General features: G+C 71.7%; 20 protein-coding genes. 14 read left to right on the top strand and 6 right to left on the bottom strand.

Translation table 11 applies throughout. From position 1 onward, the window contains the following. Positions 1-206: 206 nt before the first annotated feature. The 4 genes from ACIBM5_RS10925 to ACIBM5_RS10910 all read left to right on the top strand — a co-directional run bounded on the left by ACIBM5_RS10925 (position 207) and on the right by ACIBM5_RS10910 (position 3896). Entirely contained in the window at positions 207-1049 is an 843-nt protein-coding gene (locus ACIBM5_RS10925) for a spermidine synthase (RefSeq protein ID WP_396006530.1), read from the top strand. A 359-nt stretch (positions 1050-1408) separates the two neighbouring features. Beyond that, on the top strand, positions 1409-1894 hold the full coding sequence (locus ACIBM5_RS10920; RefSeq protein WP_396006529.1) for a nuclear transport factor 2 family protein: 486 nt from the start codon (positions 1409-1411) through the stop codon (positions 1892-1894). Beyond that, positions 1891-3378 (top strand): MFS transporter, encoded by a 1488-nt coding sequence (locus ACIBM5_RS10915; RefSeq protein ID WP_396006528.1) that lies wholly within the window; start codon positions 1891-1893, stop codon positions 3376-3378. Before ACIBM5_RS10920 ends, ACIBM5_RS10915 begins: the two co-directional genes overlap by 4 nt. Positions 3379-3392: 14 nt before the next feature. Continuing rightward, positions 3393-3896 carry a tetratricopeptide repeat protein gene (locus ACIBM5_RS10910; protein WP_396006527.1) on the top strand — a complete coding sequence of 168 codons (504 nt, stop codon included), beginning with the start codon at positions 3393-3395 and terminating at the stop codon, positions 3894-3896. 526 nt (positions 3897-4422) lie between these two features. On the opposite strand, the gene ACIBM5_RS10905 is transcribed toward ACIBM5_RS10910, so the two are convergent. Genes ACIBM5_RS10905 through ACIBM5_RS10885 form a run of 5 tightly spaced genes read right to left on the bottom strand, consistent with a single transcriptional unit; the run spans position 4423 to position 11096 of the window. Continuing rightward, positions 4423-5433, bottom strand: coding sequence for an LLM class F420-dependent oxidoreductase (locus tag ACIBM5_RS10905; RefSeq protein WP_396006526.1), 1011 nt, complete (start codon positions 5431-5433; stop codon positions 4423-4425). Beyond that, positions 5430-6626 (bottom strand): acetyl-CoA C-acyltransferase, encoded by a 1197-nt coding sequence (locus tag ACIBM5_RS10900; protein WP_396006525.1) that lies wholly within the window; start codon positions 6624-6626, stop codon positions 5430-5432. The genes ACIBM5_RS10905 and ACIBM5_RS10900 overlap by 4 nt, the downstream gene beginning before the upstream one ends. Continuing rightward, positions 6623-7852 carry an acetyl-CoA acetyltransferase gene (locus tag ACIBM5_RS10895; protein WP_396006524.1) on the bottom strand — a complete coding sequence of 410 codons (1230 nt, stop codon included), beginning with the start codon at positions 7850-7852 and terminating at the stop codon, positions 6623-6625. The genes ACIBM5_RS10900 and ACIBM5_RS10895 overlap by 4 nt, the downstream gene beginning before the upstream one ends. After that, a complete protein-coding gene (locus tag ACIBM5_RS10890) occupies positions 7849-9642 on the bottom strand; it encodes a class I adenylate-forming enzyme family protein (protein WP_396006523.1) in 1794 nt (597 codons plus the stop codon). Before ACIBM5_RS10890 ends, ACIBM5_RS10895 begins: the two co-directional genes overlap by 4 nt. Then, positions 9639-11096 carry a carotenoid oxygenase family protein gene (locus ACIBM5_RS10885; RefSeq protein WP_396006522.1) on the bottom strand — a complete coding sequence of 486 codons (1458 nt, stop codon included), beginning with the start codon at positions 11094-11096 and terminating at the stop codon, positions 9639-9641. Before ACIBM5_RS10885 ends, ACIBM5_RS10890 begins: the two co-directional genes overlap by 4 nt. A 200-nt stretch (positions 11097-11296) precedes the next feature. Between ACIBM5_RS10885 and ACIBM5_RS10880 the strand changes: the two genes are divergently transcribed. The 6 genes from ACIBM5_RS10880 to ACIBM5_RS10855 all read left to right on the top strand — a co-directional run bounded on the left by ACIBM5_RS10880 (position 11297) and on the right by ACIBM5_RS10855 (position 15690). Further along, positions 11297-12214, top strand: a complete 918-nt coding sequence (locus tag ACIBM5_RS10880) for a winged helix-turn-helix transcriptional regulator (RefSeq protein WP_396006521.1) — start codon at positions 11297-11299, stop codon at positions 12212-12214. Between the two features lie 31 nt (positions 12215-12245). Beyond that, positions 12246-12479 (top strand): type II toxin-antitoxin system VapB family antitoxin, encoded by a 234-nt coding sequence (locus tag ACIBM5_RS10875; protein ID WP_396006520.1) that lies wholly within the window; start codon positions 12246-12248, stop codon positions 12477-12479. Further along, positions 12476-12895: a PIN domain-containing protein gene (locus ACIBM5_RS10870; protein WP_396006519.1), complete on the top strand. Its 420-nt coding sequence runs from the start codon at positions 12476-12478 to the stop codon at positions 12893-12895. The genes ACIBM5_RS10875 and ACIBM5_RS10870 overlap by 4 nt, the downstream gene beginning before the upstream one ends. A 161-nt stretch (positions 12896-13056) precedes the next feature. Further along, on the top strand, positions 13057-13590 hold the full coding sequence (locus tag ACIBM5_RS10865; protein WP_396006518.1) for a hypothetical protein: 534 nt from the start codon (positions 13057-13059) through the stop codon (positions 13588-13590). Between the two features lie 217 nt (positions 13591-13807). Next, positions 13808-15025, top strand: coding sequence for a sensor histidine kinase (locus tag ACIBM5_RS10860; RefSeq protein ID WP_396006517.1), 1218 nt, complete (start codon positions 13808-13810; stop codon positions 15023-15025). Further along, positions 15022-15690 carry a response regulator gene (locus ACIBM5_RS10855; RefSeq protein ID WP_391584978.1) on the top strand — a complete coding sequence of 223 codons (669 nt, stop codon included), beginning with the start codon at positions 15022-15024 and terminating at the stop codon, positions 15688-15690. Before ACIBM5_RS10860 ends, ACIBM5_RS10855 begins: the two co-directional genes overlap by 4 nt. 184 nt (positions 15691-15874) lie before the next feature. Here the strand turns inward: ACIBM5_RS10855 and ACIBM5_RS10850 are convergent, their stop codons facing one another. After that, a complete protein-coding gene (locus ACIBM5_RS10850; protein WP_396006516.1) occupies positions 15875-16636 on the bottom strand; it encodes a hypothetical protein in 762 nt (253 codons plus the stop codon). A gap of 239 nt (positions 16637-16875) precedes the next feature. Between ACIBM5_RS10850 and ACIBM5_RS10845 the strand changes: the two genes are divergently transcribed. The 4 genes from ACIBM5_RS10845 (at position 16876) to ACIBM5_RS10830 (ending at position 20623) form a co-directional block, all read left to right on the top strand. Then, positions 16876-17496, top strand: coding sequence for a hypothetical protein (locus ACIBM5_RS10845; RefSeq protein ID WP_396006515.1), 621 nt, complete (start codon positions 16876-16878; stop codon positions 17494-17496). 276 nt (positions 17497-17772) lie between these two features. After that, complete coding sequence (locus ACIBM5_RS10840; protein ID WP_396006514.1) at positions 17773-18795, top strand: FecCD family ABC transporter permease; 1023 nt, start codon at positions 17773-17775, stop codon at positions 18793-18795. Next, positions 18792-19829, top strand: a complete 1038-nt coding sequence (locus ACIBM5_RS10835) for a FecCD family ABC transporter permease (RefSeq protein WP_396006513.1) — start codon at positions 18792-18794, stop codon at positions 19827-19829. Before ACIBM5_RS10840 ends, ACIBM5_RS10835 begins: the two co-directional genes overlap by 4 nt. Further along, the gene (locus ACIBM5_RS10830) at positions 19826-20623 is read left to right on the top strand and encodes an ABC transporter ATP-binding protein (protein ID WP_391584973.1); all 798 of its coding nucleotides are present in this window, start codon (positions 19826-19828) and stop codon (positions 20621-20623) included. Before ACIBM5_RS10835 ends, ACIBM5_RS10830 begins: the two co-directional genes overlap by 4 nt. Positions 20624-20759: the final 136 nt, after the last annotated feature.

The raw sequence follows: 20759 nt of genomic DNA, 5'->3' as shown, positions 1-20759 counted from the left end.
GCCGAGAACAGTTCCTTGCAGGGCGAGGCGCGCGACTACACACGTGTCACCGTTTGGGCCCTCAGGATCGGAATTCATCGGCTTCGTGATGGCACTGTTATGAGGTGTCGGCGATCGCTCTCGCGAGGTCCGCGAAGCACGTGCGAAGCAAAAAGACGACACAGTGACAAGCGTTCTCCACAAAGCGACAAGGAGTCAGTGAACCGATGCACACGATCGATCCGACCACCGACGCACAAGAGATCGAACGCGTTCCGGCGGCGGACGGCGAACTCGTCCTGCGACGTGCGGGTGAGCACTACGAGATCATCAGCAACGGCTGCTTTCTGATGGACACGCGCGCGGGCGCCTCGGAGCGGCTTTTGGTGCGCACCGCGCTCGACGCGCTCGGTGACGGCACGGATCTGCGGATCCTGGTCGGCGGCCTGGGCGTCGGCTTCACTCTGCGCGAGGCGCTGACCGACGCCCGGGTCGCGCAGGTGACGGTGATCGAACGCGAACCCGCCGTCGTGCGCTGGGGCACCGGCCCGCTCGCGCCGTTCTCCGGACACGCCCTGGCCGACCCCCGAGTGAGGGTGGTCACATCGGACCTGGTGGCCTGGGTGCACTCGGGTGCCGGCGGGCCGGTCGCGGTCGCGGGGGCGGCGGGCGGACCCGGCGGCGAAGCGGGTGGCGAGCGGGGTGTCGAGGCCGCCGCCGAGGCTGGTGGCGAGCGGGGTGTCGAGGCCGCCGCCGAGGCTGGTGGCGGGCCGGGTGCCGAGGCCGCCGCCGAGGAGGAGTCGCCGGAGCGCTTCCACGCGCTGTGCCTGGACATCGACAACGGGCCGGACTGGACGGTGACCGACGGCAACGCCTCGCTCTACGACGACGCGGGACTTGCCGCACTGCGGGCCCGATTGTTGCCGGGCGGCGTGCTGACCGTGTGGAGCGCGACCGCGAGCCCCGCCTTCGCCGAGCGGCTGCGGCAACACTTCACCCGGGTGAGCGTGCATCGGGTGCCGGTCCCGCGCGGCGAACCGGACGTGGTGTTCGTCGCACACGAGCTGTAGCGGGCGGTCGGCGGCAGCGAGGCAAGGCGGCCCGGGTCGCGCAGGAGAGCCGGGCCGGCCGGGCGGACCGGGCCGCGCGCGTCGTGCGCAAGAACCGAGGGGCCGGTGGCAGCGGGGCGGGGCACGCGTCGTGCGCGCGAACCGACGGGCCGAAGGCAACGGGGCGGGGCGCGCCGCGCGCATGAACCGACGGGGCGGCGGCCACCGAGCGGTCCGAGTCCTCCCGCGCAACCGGCCGGCCTGCGGCGACGTGGTGGTGTGCGTCGTGCGGGGAATGTAACTGACGCGACGTCAGAGAAACTTGCGTGTGTCATCCAACTGCTGTCAGCATGCGATCGACGGCTGGTGAAAGGGTGGACATGCACGACGACGAGGCGGATTCGCCCGCTCTGTACACTTCGGGCGAACTGCGCGACCGCAGCGAACTCCGGGACGTGGTGCAGATCTACGCCCACGGCGCGGACCGCCGCAAGCCCGACCTCGTCGCCTCGATGTTCACCCCGGAGGGCCGCCTGGTGATCCACCGCGACCCCGGCTCCACCGAACCGCCGGCGGTACGGACGGGCCGGGCCGAGATCGCCAAGGCGCTGACGAGCCTGGACCGCTACCTGGCCACCACGCATCTGATCGCCAATCAGCTCGTCGCCTTCGAGCCGGGCGGCGACCGGGCGAACGCCGAGACGTACTGCACGGCGCACCACATCTACGAATCGTGCGGAGTGCGCCGCGACCGGGTGATGTCGATCCGCTACCTCGACACGTTCGTGCGCACGGACGAGGGCTGGCGCATCGAGACCCGCACCCTGCACTGTGACTGGGTCGAGGACCGGCCGCTGACGGCATGAGTACCGGCACGAAGGGGGCCGCGCGCACGCCGACCAGGCGCCACGGCCCGACGATGATCCTGGTCGCCCTGTCCTTCGCCGCGACCACGATGGCGGTCATGCAGACCGTGGTCTCGCCGATCCTGCCGCAACTGCAGAACCGTCTCGGCGTGTCCAGCTCGGCGATCGCCTGGGTGCTCACCGGCAACCTGCTCGCCTCGGCGGTGGCCACCCCGCTGCTCGGCCGGCTCGGCGACCTGCGCGGACGCAAACGATTCCTGCTGTACGCGCTGGCGGCGGTCGCGCTCGGCTCGGTACTGGCCGCGTGCACCACCTCCTACGTGATGTTGATCGCCGGCCGGGTACTCCAGGGCATGGGCGGCGGCGTGGTCCCGCTCGCGCTCAGCGTGGTCCGGGACGAATTCCCCAAGGAGCGCTCGGCGGGCAGCATCGCCACCATCGGCGCCACGATCAGCGTCGGCGCCACCTTCGGCTCGGTGATGACCGGGCTGATCGCCGACCGCTGGGACTACCACCTGCTGTTCTGGCTCTCCGCACTCGTTGCGCTGCTGTCCATGCTGATGGTGTGGCGCGTGGTGCCGGACACCGCCGAACGGCGCTCGGGTCACGTGGACCTGGTCGGCGCGCTGACCCTGTCCGGCTGGCTGGCCGCGCTGCTCGCCGCGGTGAGCATGGGCAGCCGCTCCGGGTGGGGCGCGCCGCTGGTGATCGGCGGGCTGATCACCGCCGTGGTGATGTTCGCCGCCTGGATCGGCTGGGCGCTGCACCACCCCGAACCCCTGGTCGACCTGCGGGTGATGGCCCGCCGGCCGGTGCTGCTGGCCAACCTGTCCGGGGTGTTCACCGGCATGGCGATGTACGGCTCCTCGCTGCTGTTCGCGCCGTTCATCCAGGCCCCGTCTGCGCTCGGCTACGGCTTCGGCAAATCGGTGCTGATCGCCGGGCTGATCATGCTGCCCGGCACGATCGGCAACCTGGCGGCGGCACCGGTCGCGGCCCGGATGACCAACCGCTACGGACCCAAGCCCGCCCTGGTGCTCGGACCGCTGCTCAGCGGCGCGGCGTTCGCCCTGCTGATGCCGCTGCACGGGCACTGGTGGGCGTTCTCGATGGTCGGCGTGCTGTTCGGCTTCGGTCTCGGCCTCGCGTTCTCCGCGATGCCCGCGCTGATCAACGACCACGTGCCCGCGGACATGACCGGCGTGGCCAACGGAATGAACGCGGTGCTGCGCACGGTGGGCGGGGCGACCGGTACGGCCGTGCTCGGCGCGATCCTGAGCGCATCCCTGGTCGACGGGGGCACCGCGCGCGCCGCGGGTGTGGCTCAGGCGCCGGAACTGACCGGGTACCTGATCTGCTTCGGCATGCTGGGCATCGGCTGCCTGGTCGCGGCGCTGCTCGCATGGTCGATCCCGAGCGCGCACCGAACGGCGCAACCGGTGCGGGTGGCGGCCGAACCCGACCGTGTGCAGGCGACCCGATAGGGAAGACTGCCCGGATGATCGGGAACGAACGAGACACCGCCCTGGCCGAGGCGATCGCGCTGCGCGAGGCGGGTCGGGCCGAGGAGGCACGGGCGCGGCTGGTGCCGCTGGTCGAACAACACCCCGGCGACGCGCAGATCGCCTACCAGGCGGCGTGGGCGCACGACGTGCTCGGCCTGGAGCGCGAGGCCGTGCCGTTCTACGAATGGGCCCTGATCGGGGACGGCCTGGCATCGGAGGACCGGCTGGGCGCGTTCCTGGGCCTGGGCAGCACGTACCGTGCGTTCGGCGCACACGACAAGGCGGTGGCGATCCTGCGCCGCGGCCTCGCCGAATTCCCCGACGACGCGGGCCTGACCACGTTCCTGGCCATGGCCCTGTACAACGCCGGCGACGCCAAAACCGCGGTCGAATCCCTCCTCCGCGTCATCGCCACAACCAGCACCGACCCCCAGGTAACCCCCTACCGCAAAGCCATCGAACTCTACGCAACCGATCTGGACGCAACACACACATAACACCCCAAGCCGCCCCCACTCCACCCGAACCCCCAGCCCGCCCACCCGAATCCCACCAGCCCACCCGGGCACCCCCAGCCCGCCCGGCACTCGAAAACACCCGAGACCCGCAACCCTCACGCCCGGACAGCCCCCTCAGCCCGTCCGACGTTCGAGAACACCCGAGACCCGCAACCCCCACGCCCGGACAGCCCCCCTCAGCCCGTCCGGCGTTTGAGGACACCCCAAGGCCCGGCCCACAATCCGCACGCCCGCAAACCCAACCCACCCGGGCCGACCCGGCCCACCCTCCGGCCCGCCCGGACAGTCCGCACAGCCGGTCCGAGCGCCCCAGCCCGTCCAAGCAACCCCTCCAGCCCGTCCGAGCAACCCCTTCAGCCCGTCCGGCGTTTGAGGACAAGCGGACCGGGCCGCCCCAGCCCGTCCGGCGCTTGAGGACAAACGAACCAGGCCACCCCAGCCCGTCCGGCGCTTGAGGACAAACGAACCAGGCCACCCCAGCCCGTCCGGCCATGAGGACAATGCGTCACCCACCGGAAAGCGCCGACAACGTCGCCGCCCCAGCCGGATCCCCCGCCGTAGCCGCAGGCACAAGCACCACCTCGTCCACCCCCACCCCCCGATACGCCGCGATCCGCTCCCGCGCATGCGCCACCGACCCCACGACCCCCACCGCCGAAACCGCCGAAGGCGGAATCGCGGCCCACAACTCCCGCGGACGCGGCCGCGTGCGCGCATACGCGACCAGCTCCGCGAAGCCCGCGCGGGCGAACATCTCCGCATACCCGGGTGCCGCCAGATACCCCACCAACCCGCGCCGCAACTGCTCCGTCCCCTCCGCCACGGCAGCCCCCGGCTTCGCCTCCACCGCCGCACACACCCACGCGGCGACCCGGGGGCGCGGCCGCCCGGCCCCCTCTGCGGCGCGCTCCAGCGAACCGATCAACTCCCCCGCCGTCTCCACCGACACCAGGTTCAGCACCAGCCGATCCGCATACCGCGCCGCCGTCCGGATCGCCGCAGGCCCGAACGCGGCGACCGTCAAACCCGATCCGCCCGGCGCCGGCAACCGCAGCCGGTACCCGCGCGAACGCAGCACCGACCCCCGCCCATCCGACCTGGCTCCGTCCAACAACTCCCGCGTCTGCCGGGCCGATTCCGCCAAGGCAACGCCCGCCCGGGCCCGTGAGCGCCCGTGCCACTCCTCGACCACCACCGTCGAGGACGTCCCCAACGCCACCGTCACCCGCCGCCCGGTCAGCGCCCGGACCGAGGCCACGCCCATCGCGATGGTCGCCGGATCGCGTACGGTCACCGCCAACGGCCCCACGGTCAACGGGATCCGCTCGGTGACCCCGGCGACCGCGGTGGCCAGCGCGAACACGTCGTAGGTGGCCATCTCGCCGAGCCACAGTTCGTCGTAGCCGAGTTCGTCGGCCAGCCGCGCCGTCGCAAGCGCCTCCGCCGCCGGACGGTCCTGCCACAGGCCGAGCGAGACCGACAGGCCCGCCCCGGTCGATACCTCGTCCTTGTTCACGTCACCCGCTCCAACACCACGGCCGACCCCGACCCCGCCGCCCCGCTGACCGCCGCCACTCCGAACCGCCCACCCGAACGCACGAGTTCACTCGCACACGCGCCGACCAGGATCGCGCCGGTGGCACCGAACGCGTGCCCCATCGCGATCGTGCCGCCGTTCACGTTGAACCGGTCGTCCCCGAAACCGAGTTCGCGACGGATCTTCAGACACAGCGCGGCGAACGCCTCGGCGAACTCCACCACGTCCAGATCCCCCGGACCCAGTCCGGCCCGGACCAGCGCCTTGCCGATCGCCCGCTGACCCGCCGTCAACATCCGGACCGGGTCGCCGCCCGCCGCGGCCGAGGACACCACCCGCGCCATCGGCCGCACCCCCAGCCGTTCCGCCTGCGCAAGGGTGCCGAGCAACAACACGCACGCCCCGTCGGCCACCGACGGCGAGGTGCCCCGAGTGTGCAGATGCCGGATCCGGCCCAGATGCGGCAGGTGCCGAAGCGCGAGCGCATCCTGACCGGCGGCTCCGAGTTCGGCGAACGCCGGTTCCAGCCTGCCGAGTTCGTCCGCACTCGTATCGGGCCGCACATGCTCGTCGTGGGCCAACCCACCCGGCAGCGGCACCACCGCGTCGGAGAACCGGCCCAGCGCCCAGGCCCGCGCCGCGCGTTCCTGGGTGTGCGCTCCGTAGGCGTCCAATTCGGCGCGGTCGTAGCCCTCCTCGGTCGCCACCACGTCGGCCGCGATCCCCATGTGCACGCCGCCGACCCGCTCGATCACGGCCGCGTCCGTCCACAGCGGTCCGCGGTCCGCGAACATCGGCACCCGGGAGGAGGATTCGACCCCGCCCGCGATCAGCAGATCGGCCTGCCCGGACCGGACCAGTGCCGCGGCCGAGGAAACCGCGTCGATCCCGGACGCGCAGAACCGGTTGATCATCTGCCCGGGCACCACGTCCGGCCAGCCCAGCGTCAACACGGCGGTGCGCGCCGGATTGGCGCCCTGCTCGTCCACCTGCCCCGCGCAGCCCAGCAGTACGTCGTCCACCTCCGCCGGATCGACCCCGGTCCGCGCCACCAACGCGGTCAGCACGTGCTCGACCAGGGCCGGCGCCGACACCCCGGCCAACCCGCCACGCGGCGAAGCCTTCCCGCGCGGCGTCCGCACCGCGTCGAGGATGTACACGTCCCCGGTCACTCGTCCGCGCCCCGGCCCACGATCGTGGTGACGACCGTCGTGAAGGAGCCGCCGACATTGACGGTCAGCGCGGTGCGCGCCCCCTCGACCTGGATCGGCCCGGCCCGACCGGTCACCTGCCGCGCCGCGTCGAGCACCATCCGCACTCCGGTGGCGCCGACCGGATGGCCCAGCGCCAGCAGTCCGCCGCCCGGGTTGACCGGCAACCGACCGCCCGGCCCGAACACCCCGTCGGCGACCAGGCGTCCGGCTTCCCCCGGGCCACACACGCCCAGGTGTTCCAGGGCCACCAGGCCGGTGATGCTGAAGCAGTCGTGCAGTTCGGCCACGTCCACCTCGCCGGCGCCGCGCAGCCCGGCGCGCCGGTAGGCGTCCGCGACCGCGCCGGCCAACTGCGGGAACATCGCCGCCTCGTCGGTCCGGGCCAGCTTGGCGGCCAGGGACAACGTGTCGGTGCGGTGCCCGAAGCCGCGCACACACGCCGCCCCGGCCGGGTCCGGGCCGTGTTCGGCCATCCATGCGGGCGAGGCCAGGACCACGGCGGCGGCGCCGTCGGTGATCCGACCGCAGTCGGTGCGCCGCAGCCGGCCGGCGACCGGCGGATTGGCCGTGTCGTCGGCGGTGAAGGCCGCCGGCGCGAAGTCCCAGTCCCGGGCCTGGGCGAGCGGATTGCGTGCGGCGTTCGCGAACGCGCCTGCCGCGAAGGCGCCCGGATGGGCCGGGTCCAGGCCGTACCGGGCGGCGTAGGCGTCGGCGATCTCGGCGAACAACGTCGGCCACGGGAACTCCGCGCCCGGCGCCTCGTGTCCGACCCACGCGGCGGAACCGAGATGGCTCGCGCCCACGTTCGCGGGCACATTGCGCATCAGCTCGACGCCGACCACGAGCGCGAGATCGTACCGTCCGGCCTGGAGGTCGGCGCCCGCCGCGAGCACCGCACAACTTCCCGACGCGCAGGCCGCCTCGTGCCGCATGCTCGGCCGGCCCGCCAACTCTGGTACGGCGGTGACCATCAGGCCGCCCAGGTGCGCCTGCCCCGCGAACAGTTCGCCCGCCAGATTGCCCACGTGCACGACCTCGATCGCACCGGGATCCACCCGCGCGTCCGCCGCCGCGGCGAGTGCGACCTCGCGCAGCATGTCGACCAGGCCCAGGCCCTCCTTGGTCCAGTTTCGGGCAAAGTCGGTCTGCGCGCCGCCGAGGATGTAGAGGGGCGTGGGGCTCATGAGTCGCCTCCTTCCGGGCGGTCCTCCACGGCGGGCACGGTGGACGCACCCGGACCCGCCGCCGAGCCGGCAGGTGCCGAGGCCGGGCCCGCCGCGGATTCCGCGAAGCGGGCGCGCAATTGCGCCTTGCGGACCTTGCCGACCGGGTTGCGGGGCAACGCCTCGACCGCTTCGAGCCGCTCCGGCAGCTTGTACACCGCGATGTGACGCCCCCTCAGGAACGCGGTCAGTTCGGCCAGGGTCGGCGTACGCTCACCGGGTGCGACCACCACGACCGCGCACGCCCGTTCGCCCAGCACGGCGTCCGGCAGCGCGACGATCGCGGCCTCGGCGATCGCCGGATGGGCCACCAGGTGGCCCTCCACCTCGGCCGCGGAGATGTTCATCCCGCCGCGCACCACGATGTCCTTGGCCCGATCGACGTAGCGCAACCAGCACGGGTCCCCCGAGGCGTCGGCCGCATACGCGAACATGTCCCCGGTACGGAACCAGCCGTCCTCGTCGAAGGCGGCCATGCGGGCCTGGGGATCACGTGTGACGTATCCGGAGAACACCCCGGGCCCCTTCAGGCGCAACTCCCCCGGCACCCCGACCTCGGTGATCTCCAGCTCGGTGGCGAGGTCCACCAACCGGCTGCGCATGCCGTGCGAGGCGCGGTTGGACCAGGTGTGCCCGGGTGAGCCGAAGCGCGGGAAGTAGTGCGCACGGTCGCGGTGATCGGGCACCGTGCCCGGGTCCGCCGCCAGGCTCGCGCCCTCGTTGGAGCCGAAGTAGTTGATCACCTCGATGCCGAACCGTTCGGCCCAGCCGGCGGTCATCTCCTCGGTCAGCGGCGCCGATCCCGAACCGACCACGCGCAGCGACGCGAGTGCCCCGATCGGCAGGTCGTCGCGGCGCAACATCGTCGTCAGCAGCGCGGGCGGTACCACCGTGTAGGTGACCTGCTCGGCGACGAGTTGGCCCAGGAACACGCCCGGATCGAACGGGTGGTGCTGCACGAGCACCGCGCCGGTCATCAGCCAGGGCAGGAACATCCCGGCGATGCCCGCCATGTTGACCATCGGGAAGGGATTGAGCAACACGTCCCGGTCGGTCAGCTCGGCAGCGTCGATGCTGCCCAGAGCCATCGGCGCCCAATCGTCCGGGCAGCGCGGAACACCCTTGGGCACGGCCTCGGTTCCCGAGGTCCAACAGATCGTCACGCAGTCGCCGGAGTCGGTGTCCAGGCCGTTCGGATACCGGTCGAGCAGCCGGGTGGAGGCCGTGGCGCACGCGACGTCGAGCGCGGTGACGCCCTCGGGCACGTCGTCGCCGAAGGCCAGCACCGCCCGCAGTCCGGACAGCGGCAGCCCCACGATCGCCTCCGCCGCAGGCCACGAGCCCGCCCGGGTGGCGGTGACGAACACCCGGACGTCGGCGAGTCGGGCCAACTCCTCCAGCTCGAACTCGCGGTACTGCACCGGGAACGGGGTCGCGATCGCGCCGAGCCGGGTGATCGCCAGGTAGGCGGCGGCGAGTTCGACCGAGTTGGGCAGTTGCACGCCGACCACGGTGTCGCGCACCACGCCGCGATCGAGCAGGACGGCGGCCAACGCGTCGACGTAGGCGTCGAGTTCGGCCCAGGTCAGGCGTTTCGGCGCGCCGTCCATCAGGGTGTCGCGGTTGGGCGGGTCGACGATCGCGGTGCGGTTCGGGTGTTCGGCCACCCGGTCGCGGAAGATCCGGTCCCAGGTCGGACCGCCCCACCACGGCGCGTAGCGCGCGGCCTGTTCGGCGGTGTGCAGTCTCATCCTCGACCTCCGAGCTGATCGGCCCGCACCCAGGTGGCGTGGAAGCCGACCGGCACCCGGACCGGGAGCAGGATCCGGCACACCGGCCCCGCCGTCAGGTCGGCCGCGTCCAACACGACGACCTCGGATCGGCCTTCGCGCTCGTCGGTCACGAACGACACCAGGTATCCGTCGTCCTCGCCGGTACTGCCGTCACGCGCGGCGAACGGCGCCTCGGAACCCCACCGCCCGGGGCCGAAGCGGTGGTCCAGGCGTTCGCCGGTATGCAGGTCGTAGCGCACGATGCCGTCGAAGAGCAGGGTGTCCTCGCGCGCGATGTGCACGTTGTAGGCGTAGCGGTTGCGCCGGCCCACCAGGCGCGAGTCGATAGAGGGGAACTCGGTGTTGTCGTCGTCGCGCGGGCCCTCGGTGGTGCGTCCGGTGGCCAAGTCGAAGCGGTAGCGCCACAGTTGGGCGTCCAGCCGCAGATAGGCGAGCATCCGGGCGAGCGGGTGGTCGATCCGCGGCTGGTGCTGTGGGTCCTTGACCCGGCACACGTCCAGCACGATCTCGCCGGGCTCCTCCCAGGAGTTGACGACGTGGTAGATGTACCCGGGCGCCGCCTCGAACCAGCGCACCCGCGAGCCGTCCCCGTACCGGGGCAGAACGGCGAACCGGGACGGCAGCATGCGATCGAAGTGCAGCTTGTACCGGCCCTGTCGGCGCGCCTCCTGGTCCTGGATCAGCGGCAGGTCCATCAGGATCGCGTGGTTCTCGGTGATCGCCATGTCGTGCGGCAGACGCGGGCCGGGCAGGTCGACGGTCGTGGTGTGTGCGACCTTGCCGTCCGCGCCGACCACGCCATAGCGCAGGTACGGCGGTTCGGGGCCGTAGTCGAACCAGAAGAGTTCCCCGGTCGCCTCGTCGACCTTGGGGTGGGCCATGAAATCCCCGGTGAGCGTGCCCAGGAAGGTTTCCGGGCCGAGCGTGGCCAGCGACAGCGGATCCAGCGCGCGCGGGCTGCCGCACAGGTACCAACTCGCCAGCAGCCGGCCGTTGAAGAAGGTGACGTCGGTGTTCGCGGAGTCCTTCAGCCCCAGGCCGTGTCCGTTGCCGAACGGGTTGCCTGCGGGGTCCTCCATGACGCCGGTCCACAACCCGCGGCCGGCCCGGCTCTCCGCCTCGAACGCCTCGGTGCGCACCCAGCGGTTCACGTACCGCGCCCGACCGTTCTCGAAGTGCAGCCCGTGAATCATGCCGTCGCCGTCGAACCAGTGGTACCGGCCGGTCACCGGGAACCGGCGGTTCGGGCCGTTGCGCAGGTACACACCATTGAGGTCGGTCGGGATCGAGCCGATCACTTCCAGATCGTCGGCGGAGATCTCGTCCACGACGGGCGCATACACCCCGAGCAGGTAGGGATTCTCCTCGCCGTCTTCGACCGGCTTGATCACCACGCTGGGTTCGTCGTTCATGGCCACTCCGAGATCGGTTCGAACTCGCCGGACGGGGACGCGCGTATGCCGGGAGGCTAACCCGAGGGATCGAATACTTCTAGAGTGGAAGTAGCCGGATCGAGTGCTCTCGAAGCATTCGAGGCTCCCGGGATCGCCGGCCGCGGCCGGTTCCGGAGCCTCGTCGCGCCCGTGCATGCGACCGAAGGAATACTTCGCCCATGGAGACTGCCCCCGCCCCGCCCCCCGCCCCCACCTCGCTGGGTCACGGCCTGCTGGTGATGGGCGACCTGTGGAATCTGCTGATCGTGCGGGCCGCACTGGCCGGCCCGGTGCGGTTCGGCGACCTCAAGTCGGCGCTGGCCATCTCCGACCCGGTGCTCACCCGACGGCTGCGCGATCTGCTGGCCGACGGTGTACTGGCCGTCGCCGGGCCGCGCCAGGAGTACCGGCTGACCGACGCGGGCGAGGACCTGTGGCCGGCGTTCGTGGCGATCAACGCCTGGGACCGCCGCTGGGCGCCCACCTCGCCGCTTCGGGTCCGGGCCCGCCCACGCCACCTGACCTGCGGACACGCCTTCGATCCGATCTTCGGCTGCGGCGCGTGCGGGGCGATCGGGGTGAGCGCACGGGACACCGCCGCGGTGCGCGACCCGGCGGTACCGGCCGCGGCCACCAACCCGAGGCGGCGCTACCACCGCTCGGCCGCCGCGACCGGCGAGCACTCCCCGATCGCCGCGGCGGCCGTCCTGGCCGATCGCACCTCTACGGCGATCCTGGCCGCCGCGTTCCTGGGCGTGCACCGCTTCGGCGACTTCCAACGCCTGCTGCCCGACACCGCCCCGCATACCCTGACCACCCGCCTGGGCCTGCTCACCGACGAGGGCATCCTGACCCGCGTCCCGCTCCAGGAAGGCGCCCGGCGCACCGGTTACCGACTGACCCCCAAGGGCCACGACTTCTTCCCGACCTTCGCCTTCCTGATCGCCTGGTCCGAACAACGCTTCACCGCCGACGGCCTCGCCGGCGTCCGCATCACCCACGTCACCTGCGACAACCCACTGATCCCCCGCTGGACCTGCAACGCCTGCAACACGGAACTACGCCCTGACTCGGTCGATGTGGGTCATGTACACTGATTACCCACATAACCAATATCGGGAGGGACGGATGTCGGTCACCCAGATAGATCTCGATGACGAAGCTCTTGCCGAGGCAATGCGGCTCATGGGCACGACGACCAAAAAGGAAACGGTCAACGCTGCGCTTCGCGACTATGTGGCCCGCGTCAAGCGCCTCGAAGCGCTGGAGAATCTGGTCGAGCGGGGCATGGGTGGTGAGTTCGATCAGGCAGCGGAGGCGCACGCCGCGGCAAAGAAGGCCCGGCGGGCGGCCTTCGAGTGATCCGATATCTCCTTGACACTTCCGCACTTTGGCACCTGTTCCGCACTCCCGGAGCCGGTCGCGCATGGGAGGGCCACGCCGCGGCGGGAGCGCTGCACATCTGCGAACCGACCCGCGTCGAGTTCTTGTACTCCGCAATCGGCCCTGCCCATCGTGACGAGTTGGCCGACCTGATCGACGACCTGTGCAGCCCGGTACAAGTCCCGAAGAATGCTTGGCGCTGGGTGGAGACCGCGCAATACAAACTCACCCAGCATGGCCGGCATCGTGCGGCGGGACCGTTGGATCTCCTGATCTGTGCAACCGCCGTCCACCATGACCTCGTCGTGCTGCACGTCGACAACGACTTCGCGACGGTGGCGGACGTATGCAAGGAGCCGCGGCAGCGCGACGTCAGGACCGTCGCGGTGGACTGACCCGCGCCTGCTCCGATGCCTCGCCCGGGTGGTGGTCGTCGGGTGTGGCGGTTGAGGGAGACCCCTTGATTGCGCGCGATTCGGTTGCCGAGGCGAATCGGGGGCGGCCATGGTTCTGCGGTGTCGCCGAGTGGATGGCACGGCACGGAAAGGGCATCGTCATGAACCATCGGATCGGGTCGATCGGCGGGCGCACACCGTTCGGGGTGATCGTGGCCGTGTCGGCCGTACTCCTCCTGGTCGGGGCCTGCGACGGGGACGGCAAGAACACCGCGCACGTCTCCGCCTCGGCCACGAGTACGGCTTCCGCTTCCGCGTCCGCGCTGTTCGTCCCGCGCTACGCGCCGACGACGCCCGTCTCGACCACGACCCGGGCAGGCGAGTACCCGTCGGCCACGAGCCGGGCCACCAGGACCGCCCAGTCACCGGCGACCCCGGAGAGCACCAAGACCGCGTACGACAAGGGCGAATGCCTCAGCGGCAGGATCAACACGAGCGGGAACCAGGAGCAACTGCAATCGGTCGGGTGCTCCGACCCCAAGGCCAACTTCAAGGTCCTGCGCGTGTTCCCCTACACGACGGCCGGCAGGCCGTGCGAGAACGTCAGCGGCGCGGACTACACGTACTCCAGCTACTGGACGCGCAACGGGGTCCCGACCTACGGAAGCACGTACTGCCTCTCCGAGATCGGCTGAGCGACGCGCGGTACGGCGCGGCGGGCGGGGCCGTCGCGTGGGCGCTACGTCGGCCCGGTCCGGTGGTGGGCCGGTGCGCCTGGCGGGTGGCCCGGATCGGCCCCGCCCCGCGCACGAGAGCACGCGCCGCCCGGCTCGCGAACGCAGACCAAAGTCGATGACGGCGTCGACTCCCGGTCACTGCCGAAGCCGGGGTGGCACTGCCTAGGCTGCGAACGTGTTCAAGATCCGCACCCGCCCCGACGACCAGGCAGCCGAGCCGGTCGCCCCCACGCGCCCGGCAGATCGCCCGGCGCGGACCCGCCGCGAATGGGCCGCCGACCTCGGCTACGCCCTCGGCGCGCTCGTGTTCGGCTCGATGATCCTCGCAACCGCGCTCGAGGAGGAGGACCAGGCGCCGAACGTCTGGGTCGAGGCGGTCCTCGGCGGCATCATGTTCGCGGCCCTGCTGCTGTATCGCCGCAGTCGACCGACCCGGCTCGCCGTGGTCTGGGTGGTCGTCGGATTCTTCTCGGCGGCCGTCACCGGCTCGGGCCCGGTGGTCCTGCTCAACCTGGCGATCCATCGACCATGGCGAATCAGCGTGTCCGTCGCCGCGTTCCAGGTCGCGCTGATCTCAGGCACGTTCTGGGTCGGCGCGGACTCCGTACGCTCCTACTGGACAGGCGTCCTGGCGATGCTCCTGCTGATCACCATCGCCGTGGTCACCGGCATGCTCATCCGGTCCCAGCGGCAGCTCACCGCGTCCTGGCGCGAGCGCGCCCGGCAGGCCGAGGAGGGCCAGCGGCTGCGCGTGGAGGAGGCCCGCCACCTCGAACGCGAGCGGCTCGCCCGGGAAATGCACGACGTGCTCGCGCACCGGATCTCACTGCTCGCGATTCACGCGGGCGCACTCGAATACCGGGCCGGTGCGACACCCGAGGAGGCACGCGCCGCCGAGGTCATCCGCCAGTGCGCGTTCGAGGCGCTGGAAGACCTGCGCGAGGTGATCGGCGTACTGCGCGCCCACCCCGACGAAACCGAGGGCAACGAGCCCGAGCGCCCGCAACCGGTGCTCAGCGACCTGCCCGCGCTGATCGAGGAGTCCCGACAGGCCGGTACGACCGTGCAACTCGACCTGGCCGACCTCCCCTCGGTGTCCGGGCGCACCGGCCGGCATGCCTACCGGATCGTCCAGGAGGGTCTGACCAACGCCCGCAAGCATGCTCCCGGCGCACACGTGCACGTGCTGGTCGCACCGGCCCCCGAGGACGGCCTCGCCATCGAAGTGGTCAACCGGTTGCCGCTCGGCCCCACGAGCAGCGGCATTCCCGGTGCAGGCGCCGGACTGATCGGGCTGCGCGAGCGGGTGGCGCTGATCGGCGGCCGACTGGAGCACGGGCGCACCGGTGACGGTGACTTCCGACTCCGGGTCTGGCTACCGTTGGCCAAATGACTACCGCCGACGGCTGTGTACGGGTCCTCGTCGTCGACGACGACGCGCTCGTGCGGGCCGGACTCTCGATGATGCTCTCCGGGCTGCCCGACGTGCGCGTGGTGGCGGAGGTGGCCGACGGTGCCGACGTGCTCGGCGCGGTCGACGCGCATCGCCCCGACGTGGTGCTGATGGACATCCGCATGCCCCGGGTGGACGGCCTGGCCGCCACCGCCGCGGTGCGGGCCAGGCCCGAGGCGCCGGAGGTGATCGTGATGACCACCTTCGACACCGACGACCACATCCTCAAGGCGATGCGCGCGGGCGCGAGCGGCTTCCTGCTCAAGCACACCCCGCCGCCGGACATCATCGAGGCGATCCGCCGCGTCGCCGGCGGCGAACCGATGCTCTCCCCCGACGTGATGCGCCGCATGATGACCTACGTGGCCGCGGCCGGCCTCGACCCGCGCCGAGCCCGCGCCCGGGCGGCACTCGACCGCCTCAGCGAGGGCGAACGCGCCGTGGCCGCGCTCGTCGGCAAGGGCCACACCAATGCCGAGATCGGCAAGGAACTCTCGATCAGCATCGCAACCGTCAAGGCATACGTATCCCGCCTGCTGACCAAGCTCGACCTGAACAACCGCGTGCAGATCGCCCTCCTCGTGCACGACGCCTCCGACACCTGAGCCGGCGGCGCACGGGACGACCGCGGCGCCGGTTGCGGCACGGACCCGACTCGGCCAGGCCCGGCCTGCCGGCTGGAGGCCATCCTCCCAGGCCCGTTATCAGAGCCCTCCATGTTCCGAGTGCCGGCCGGGCGGCGCCTTCTCGTCGGCGCCCGGCCGGCGCCACGCGTCCGCCGGCGGCCCGCTATCCGGCTCCGGGGAACAGCGATACGAACGCGTCCGAAGCCGCCGTCATGCCCTGGCCGAACGGCGCATCCAGGTCCCAGATCAGGAACAGCAGGAACGCGATCAGCGCACTGAACAGCCCGGCCACGATCAACTCCGGTGCGGATCTGCGGATCTGCAGCGTGAAGATCATGCCGACGGTGACCACGGCACCGACGATCAGGCCGAACCACACCAGCCCCGGCATCGATGAACCGGCTTGCCCGCCCCGCGCCTGACGGGCGTCGTCCGCGATCGCGATCTGGTCCAGGATCGGCTGGTACATCTGCATTTCCTGGTCGCCCTGCGGCACGAAATCGGTGGCCCTGTGCCGCACCGTCTCGAACAACTGCGAGCCTCGGTCGGAGAGTTCGCCGTGGTCGGCCATGTAGGACCACTCCTTCCGGACCACGTACTTCACATAGGCGTCGATGTCCGCCCGGATCTGGTCGCGCACCGGCGGCGGATAGACCCGGACCCGCTCGCTGACCTCGTGCAGCGCCTGCGCCTCGTGCCGCACCTCGTCCTCGGCCGCGCCCCGCCCCTCCCACACACCGGCGATCGCCAGGCCGAGCACGATCGCGTAGACGACGCCGATCATCATCGTCATGTATTCGAGTACGTCCGGGGTTGCCGACGGATCGTCGTCGTCCGGCAACCGGCGCGACTTGAGCACGACGACCGCCAAGACGACCGCGCACACCGCGGCCATCGCGAGCGCCAGTACAACCCAATGGGTCATGGGTGACCTCCGGATCGAGGATTCCGATGGAGCCGAGCGCATGGACGGAAGGAGTGCGGTCCACAGCGCCCGGACGAGAACCGAGCAGCCGCCCGCCGGCGACGAAGCGGGCGGGCGGAACCGCTGCGGAAACCGCAGGAGTTCGGTATGCCGGGCCTCAGCGCGAACCGCCGCCGGAACCGCGGGCGCCGGCTCGTCCACGCGGCTTGAGCGCGGCGCCCGCCAGGACCGCGGGCGCGGTGATCAGCAGCGTCGTGGTGACGATCGACGTCCCGCGCACCGGAGGTGCCGCCGCGGGCGGGCGGGCCACCGGACGCCGGACCGCGATCGGTTGCAGCGGCGGCGGAGTCACGACCGGCGGAGTCGTCGGCGGCGGTGTACTCGGCGGCTTCGGGGCCGGCGGGGTCGGCCGCACCGGCGGGGTCGACTCGGGCACCGCGACCGCGACCGGCGTGGACCGGACCGAGGGCGGCGGCGTACGCACCGGCGCGGGCTTCGGCGGTGCCGTGGTCGGCGGTCGCGTGGACGGCGTGGGCCTGGGTTTGGTCGGCGACGGCGAGGGCTTGGACGTGGGCCGGCACGAGCCGTCCCGCACCAGCCGGAAATCGACCTTCAGCCCGATCCCGCCGGTCGGCGGCCCGGTGGCCGGAATCACGTCGACCCGCACGCTCGCCCCGGGAGAACTGCCGATCGAGACGCACACATCCACACTCGTGCCCGGCGTGTGGCCGCCGCCGGCGCTCGACCCCGCCCACGCCACACCGGCCGGAGCAGCCAACAAGGCCCCCGCCCCGACCACGCACCCCCACCGGCGCGCCCGACCCCATGCGCTCATGAGAACGATCATCCGGCAGCATTGATGGCTTTGACCCGAATCTCTACCGGATTCACTCGAAAGGGTAGAGCTACCGTCAAATACGCACACCTTGACCGGAGTTGCCCACCGATTGATATGCACCCGAGGACCGCCGAAGGTGTCGAACCCTCGCCGAAGAGCACGGCACGAGCCACCCGGGTCGAGGCCGCGTGCACGGTCGACGGGGACGCGTCGGCGGCGGGCGCAGTCGTCCGGCGACCCTGGGTGACGTCGGGCCCCCGGCTGAGCCGGACATATTAGGCCAGCCTAGCCTTCTCCAGTGAATGTCCTCCCGACGCGGGGTCGCCCGATCGAGCGCCGAGTCCTCTACCTGGTCTCGGCCCTGTTCGTGCTCGCCGCCGCGTGTCTGCTCAGCCTCGCCGTGGGCAGCCGAGCCATCGCACCGAGCGTCGTCCTGGACGCCCTCGTGCACGGCGGCGACTCCACCGACGCGATCGTGGTCAACTCCATGCGCCTGCCGCGTACCGCCGTCGCCCTCCTGGTCGGCGCATCGCTGGGCATCGCCGGCGCCTGCATGCAGGGGCTGACCCGCAATCCGATCGCCGAGCCCGGCGTCCTGGGCATCAGCAACGGCGCCGCCACCGGCGTGGTGACCGCGATCTCGGTCTTCGGCGTGAGCAGCCTGACCGGATACGTGTGGTTCGGCTTCGTCGGCGCGCTGTGCACGGGAGTGCTGGTGTACGCGGTCGCGGCGCGCGGGCGCGGCGGGGCCACCCCGGTCAAGCTCGCCCTGTCCGGGCAGGCCCTGGCGGCCACGCTCGGCGCGGTGATCACGCTGGTGCTCACCACCGACCAGGGCACGCTGGACCAGTACCGGTTCTGGCTGGTCGGCTCGTTGTCCGGACGCACCGACGAAGTGGCCTGGCAGATGTTGCCGTTCGTCGGTGTGGGCCTGCTCCTGGTGGCCTCCACCGCACGCGGCCTGGACGCGCTCGCGCTGGGCGACGACGTGGCCAAGGGGCTGGGGCACAAGGTGAACCGGATCCGGGTGATCGGCGGCCTGGGGGCGACCGTACTGACCGGCGTCGCGGTGGCCGCGACCGGCCCGATCTCCTTCGTCGGCCTGGCCGTCCCGCATGCCGCGCGCGCTCTGGTGGGCACCGATCACCGCTGGGTGCTGGCCATGTCGGCGCTGCTCGCGCCGATCCTGTTGTTGGTCGCCGACGTCCTGGGCCGGATCGTCTTCCCGCCCGCCGAGGTCGAGGTGGGCGCGATGACCGCGCTGATCGGGGTGCCGATCCTGGTGGTGCTGGTGCGCCGCAAGCCGGTGGTGTCCGGATGAGCAACCGCCCGTACGGCCATCTCCTGGTTCGCCGCCCGCGCTTCTCGTTCCTCGTGCATCGCCGCTCCGCGGTGCTCGCGGGCGTGCTGGCCGTCCTGCTCGCGGCCGTCTTCCTGCTCAGCCTGTGCGTGGGGGTGCGGTTCATCCCGCCCGGCGAGGTGCTCGACGTGCTGTCGGGTGCCGACGAGAGCATCGTGGTCGAGACGCTGCGACTGCCGCGCACGACGGTCGGGCTGCTGGTCGGGGTGGCCTTCGGCATCGCCGGCGCGCTGATCCAGACCGTCGCCCGCAACCCGCTGGCCAGCCCGGACGTGATCGGCGTCTCGCACGGCGCCGCGGCGGCCGTGGTGTTCGGCCTGGTCTTCGGCCTCGGCGGACCCACCGCGACACCGCTCACCGCGGTCGCCGGCGGCAGCATCGCGGCCTTCCTGGTCTACGTACTGGCCTGGCGCCGCGGCCTGAACGCGCAGCGGTTCGTCCTGATCGGCGTCGGCATCTCGGTGGCCCTGACCGCGGTCACCAACCTGCTCCTGACCAAGGCCGACATCACCCTCGCCCAGCAGGCCAAGGTGTGGATGTCGGGCAGCCTGAACGGGCGCGGCTGGTCCCAGGGCGAGCCGCTGTTCTGGGTGCTGCTCGCGCTCGTCCCGGCGATCGTGTGGGCGGCGCGGGCGGCCCGTTCGGCCGGCTTCGACGACGACACCGCGATCGCCCTCGGGCTGCGGCTCGGCCGGATCCGGCTGGGCCTGGTCGTGGTCGGCGTGCTGCTCGCGTCGGTGGCGACGGGGGCGGCCGGGCCGGTGGACTTCGTCGCCCTGGTGGCGCCGCAGGTGGCCCGCCGGCTGGCCCGGACCCCGCAGGTGCCGCTGGTGTGCTCGGCCCTGCTGGGCGCGCTGATCGTGGTCTCGGCGGACATCGGCGCACGCATGCTGATCTCGAACGCCGAGCTGCCGGTGGGCGTGCTCACCGCCGCCGTCGGCGGCCCGTACCTGCTGTGGATGTTGACCCGTTCCCGTGCCGGAGGCGCCTCGTGACCACCCATCGGCTCGCCGCTCGCGACCTGACCCTCGGCTACGAGGACCGGATCGTGGTGCGCGATCTGGACCTGGAGGTACCCGCCGGCCGGGTCACCGTCGTGGTCGGCCCGAACGCGTGCGGCAAGTCCACCCTGTTGCGCTCGCTGGGCCGGTTGCTCAAGCCGGTCTCCGGCAGCGTGCTGCTCGACGGCGCGGCGCTGCGCGACCTGCCCACGCGCGAGATCGCCCGGCGGATCGGCGTGCTGCCGCAAAGCCCGGTACCGCCGGAGGGCATCACCGTCGCCGACCTGGTGGCGCGTGGCCGGCAGCCGTACCAGCGCTGGTGGCAGCAGTGGTCCGACGAGGACGAGGAGGTGGTCGCCGACGCGATGCGGCGCACCGACGTGGTCGAACTCGCCGACCGCTACGTGGACGAGCTCTCCGGCGGCCAGCGGCAACGGGTGTGGATCGCCATGGCGCTCGCGCAGGGCACCGGCATCCTGCTCCTGGACGAGCCGACCACGTTCCTGGACATCGCACACCAGGTCGAAGTGTTGGACCTGGTCCGCGAGCTGAACGTCACCCGCGAACGCACCGTGGTCGCCGTGCTGCACGACCTGAACCAGGCGTGCCGCTACGCGGACCACCTGATCGCGATGCGCGACGGCTCGATCGTCGCGCAGGGCGCCCCCGCCGAGATCGTCACGGCCGACCTGGTGCACGACGTCTTCGGTCTGGCGTGTGTGGTCATCCCGTGCCCGGTCACCGGTGCGCCGATGGTCGTTCCGGGGGAACCCCGTAAGGCCGGGTAGGCGTCGGTTCGGCCGGGCCGGCGCCGCTCCACACCCTCGGGAGGTTTCGCGGACCCCCCTACGCGACAAACATCCAAAATGCCCTTGCGGCCACCGGGTCGGGTTCGGCCACGCGCGAGGGCGGTTCCGACCGCGA

Source organism: Embleya sp. NPDC050493 (assembly GCF_044458105.1).
Lineage (GTDB): Bacteria > Actinomycetota > Actinomycetes > Streptomycetales > Streptomycetaceae > Embleya.
The sequence above is the reverse complement of the archived record's forward strand: the minus strand, read 5'-3'. Positions and strand labels throughout refer to the sequence as shown.

Bases quoted from the DNA above. Each gene is read 5' to 3' on its own strand.
- ACIBM5_RS10925 (WP_396006530.1), top strand. From the start codon at position 207: ATGCACACGATCGATCCGACCACCGACGCACAAGAGATCGAACGCGTT.
- ACIBM5_RS10920 (WP_396006529.1), top strand. From the start codon at position 1,409: ATGCACGACGACGAGGCGGATTCGCCCGCTCTGTACACTTCGGGCGAA.
- ACIBM5_RS10915 (WP_396006528.1), top strand. From the start codon at position 1,891: ATGAGTACCGGCACGAAGGGGGCCGCGCGCACGCCGACCAGGCGCCAC.
- ACIBM5_RS10910 (WP_396006527.1), top strand. From the start codon at position 3,393: ATGATCGGGAACGAACGAGACACCGCCCTGGCCGAGGCGATCGCGCTG.
- ACIBM5_RS10895 (WP_396006524.1), bottom strand. From the start codon at position 7,852: ATGAGCCCCACGCCCCTCTACATCCTCGGCGGCGCGCAGACCGACTTT.
- ACIBM5_RS10890 (WP_396006523.1), bottom strand. From the start codon at position 9,642: ATGAGACTGCACACCGCCGAACAGGCCGCGCGCTACGCGCCGTGGTGG.
- ACIBM5_RS10885 (WP_396006522.1), bottom strand. From the start codon at position 11,096: ATGAACGACGAACCCAGCGTGGTGATCAAGCCGGTCGAAGACGGCGAG.
- ACIBM5_RS10880 (WP_396006521.1), top strand. From the start codon at position 11,297: ATGGAGACTGCCCCCGCCCCGCCCCCCGCCCCCACCTCGCTGGGTCAC.
- ACIBM5_RS10875 (WP_396006520.1), top strand. From the start codon at position 12,246: ATGTCGGTCACCCAGATAGATCTCGATGACGAAGCTCTTGCCGAGGCA.
- ACIBM5_RS10865 (WP_396006518.1), top strand. From the start codon at position 13,057: ATGAACCATCGGATCGGGTCGATCGGCGGGCGCACACCGTTCGGGGTG.
- ACIBM5_RS10855 (WP_391584978.1), top strand. From the start codon at position 15,022: ATGACTACCGCCGACGGCTGTGTACGGGTCCTCGTCGTCGACGACGAC.
- ACIBM5_RS10850 (WP_396006516.1), bottom strand. From the start codon at position 16,636: ATGACCCATTGGGTTGTACTGGCGCTCGCGATGGCCGCGGTGTGCGCG.
- ACIBM5_RS10835 (WP_396006513.1), top strand. From the start codon at position 18,792: ATGAGCAACCGCCCGTACGGCCATCTCCTGGTTCGCCGCCCGCGCTTC.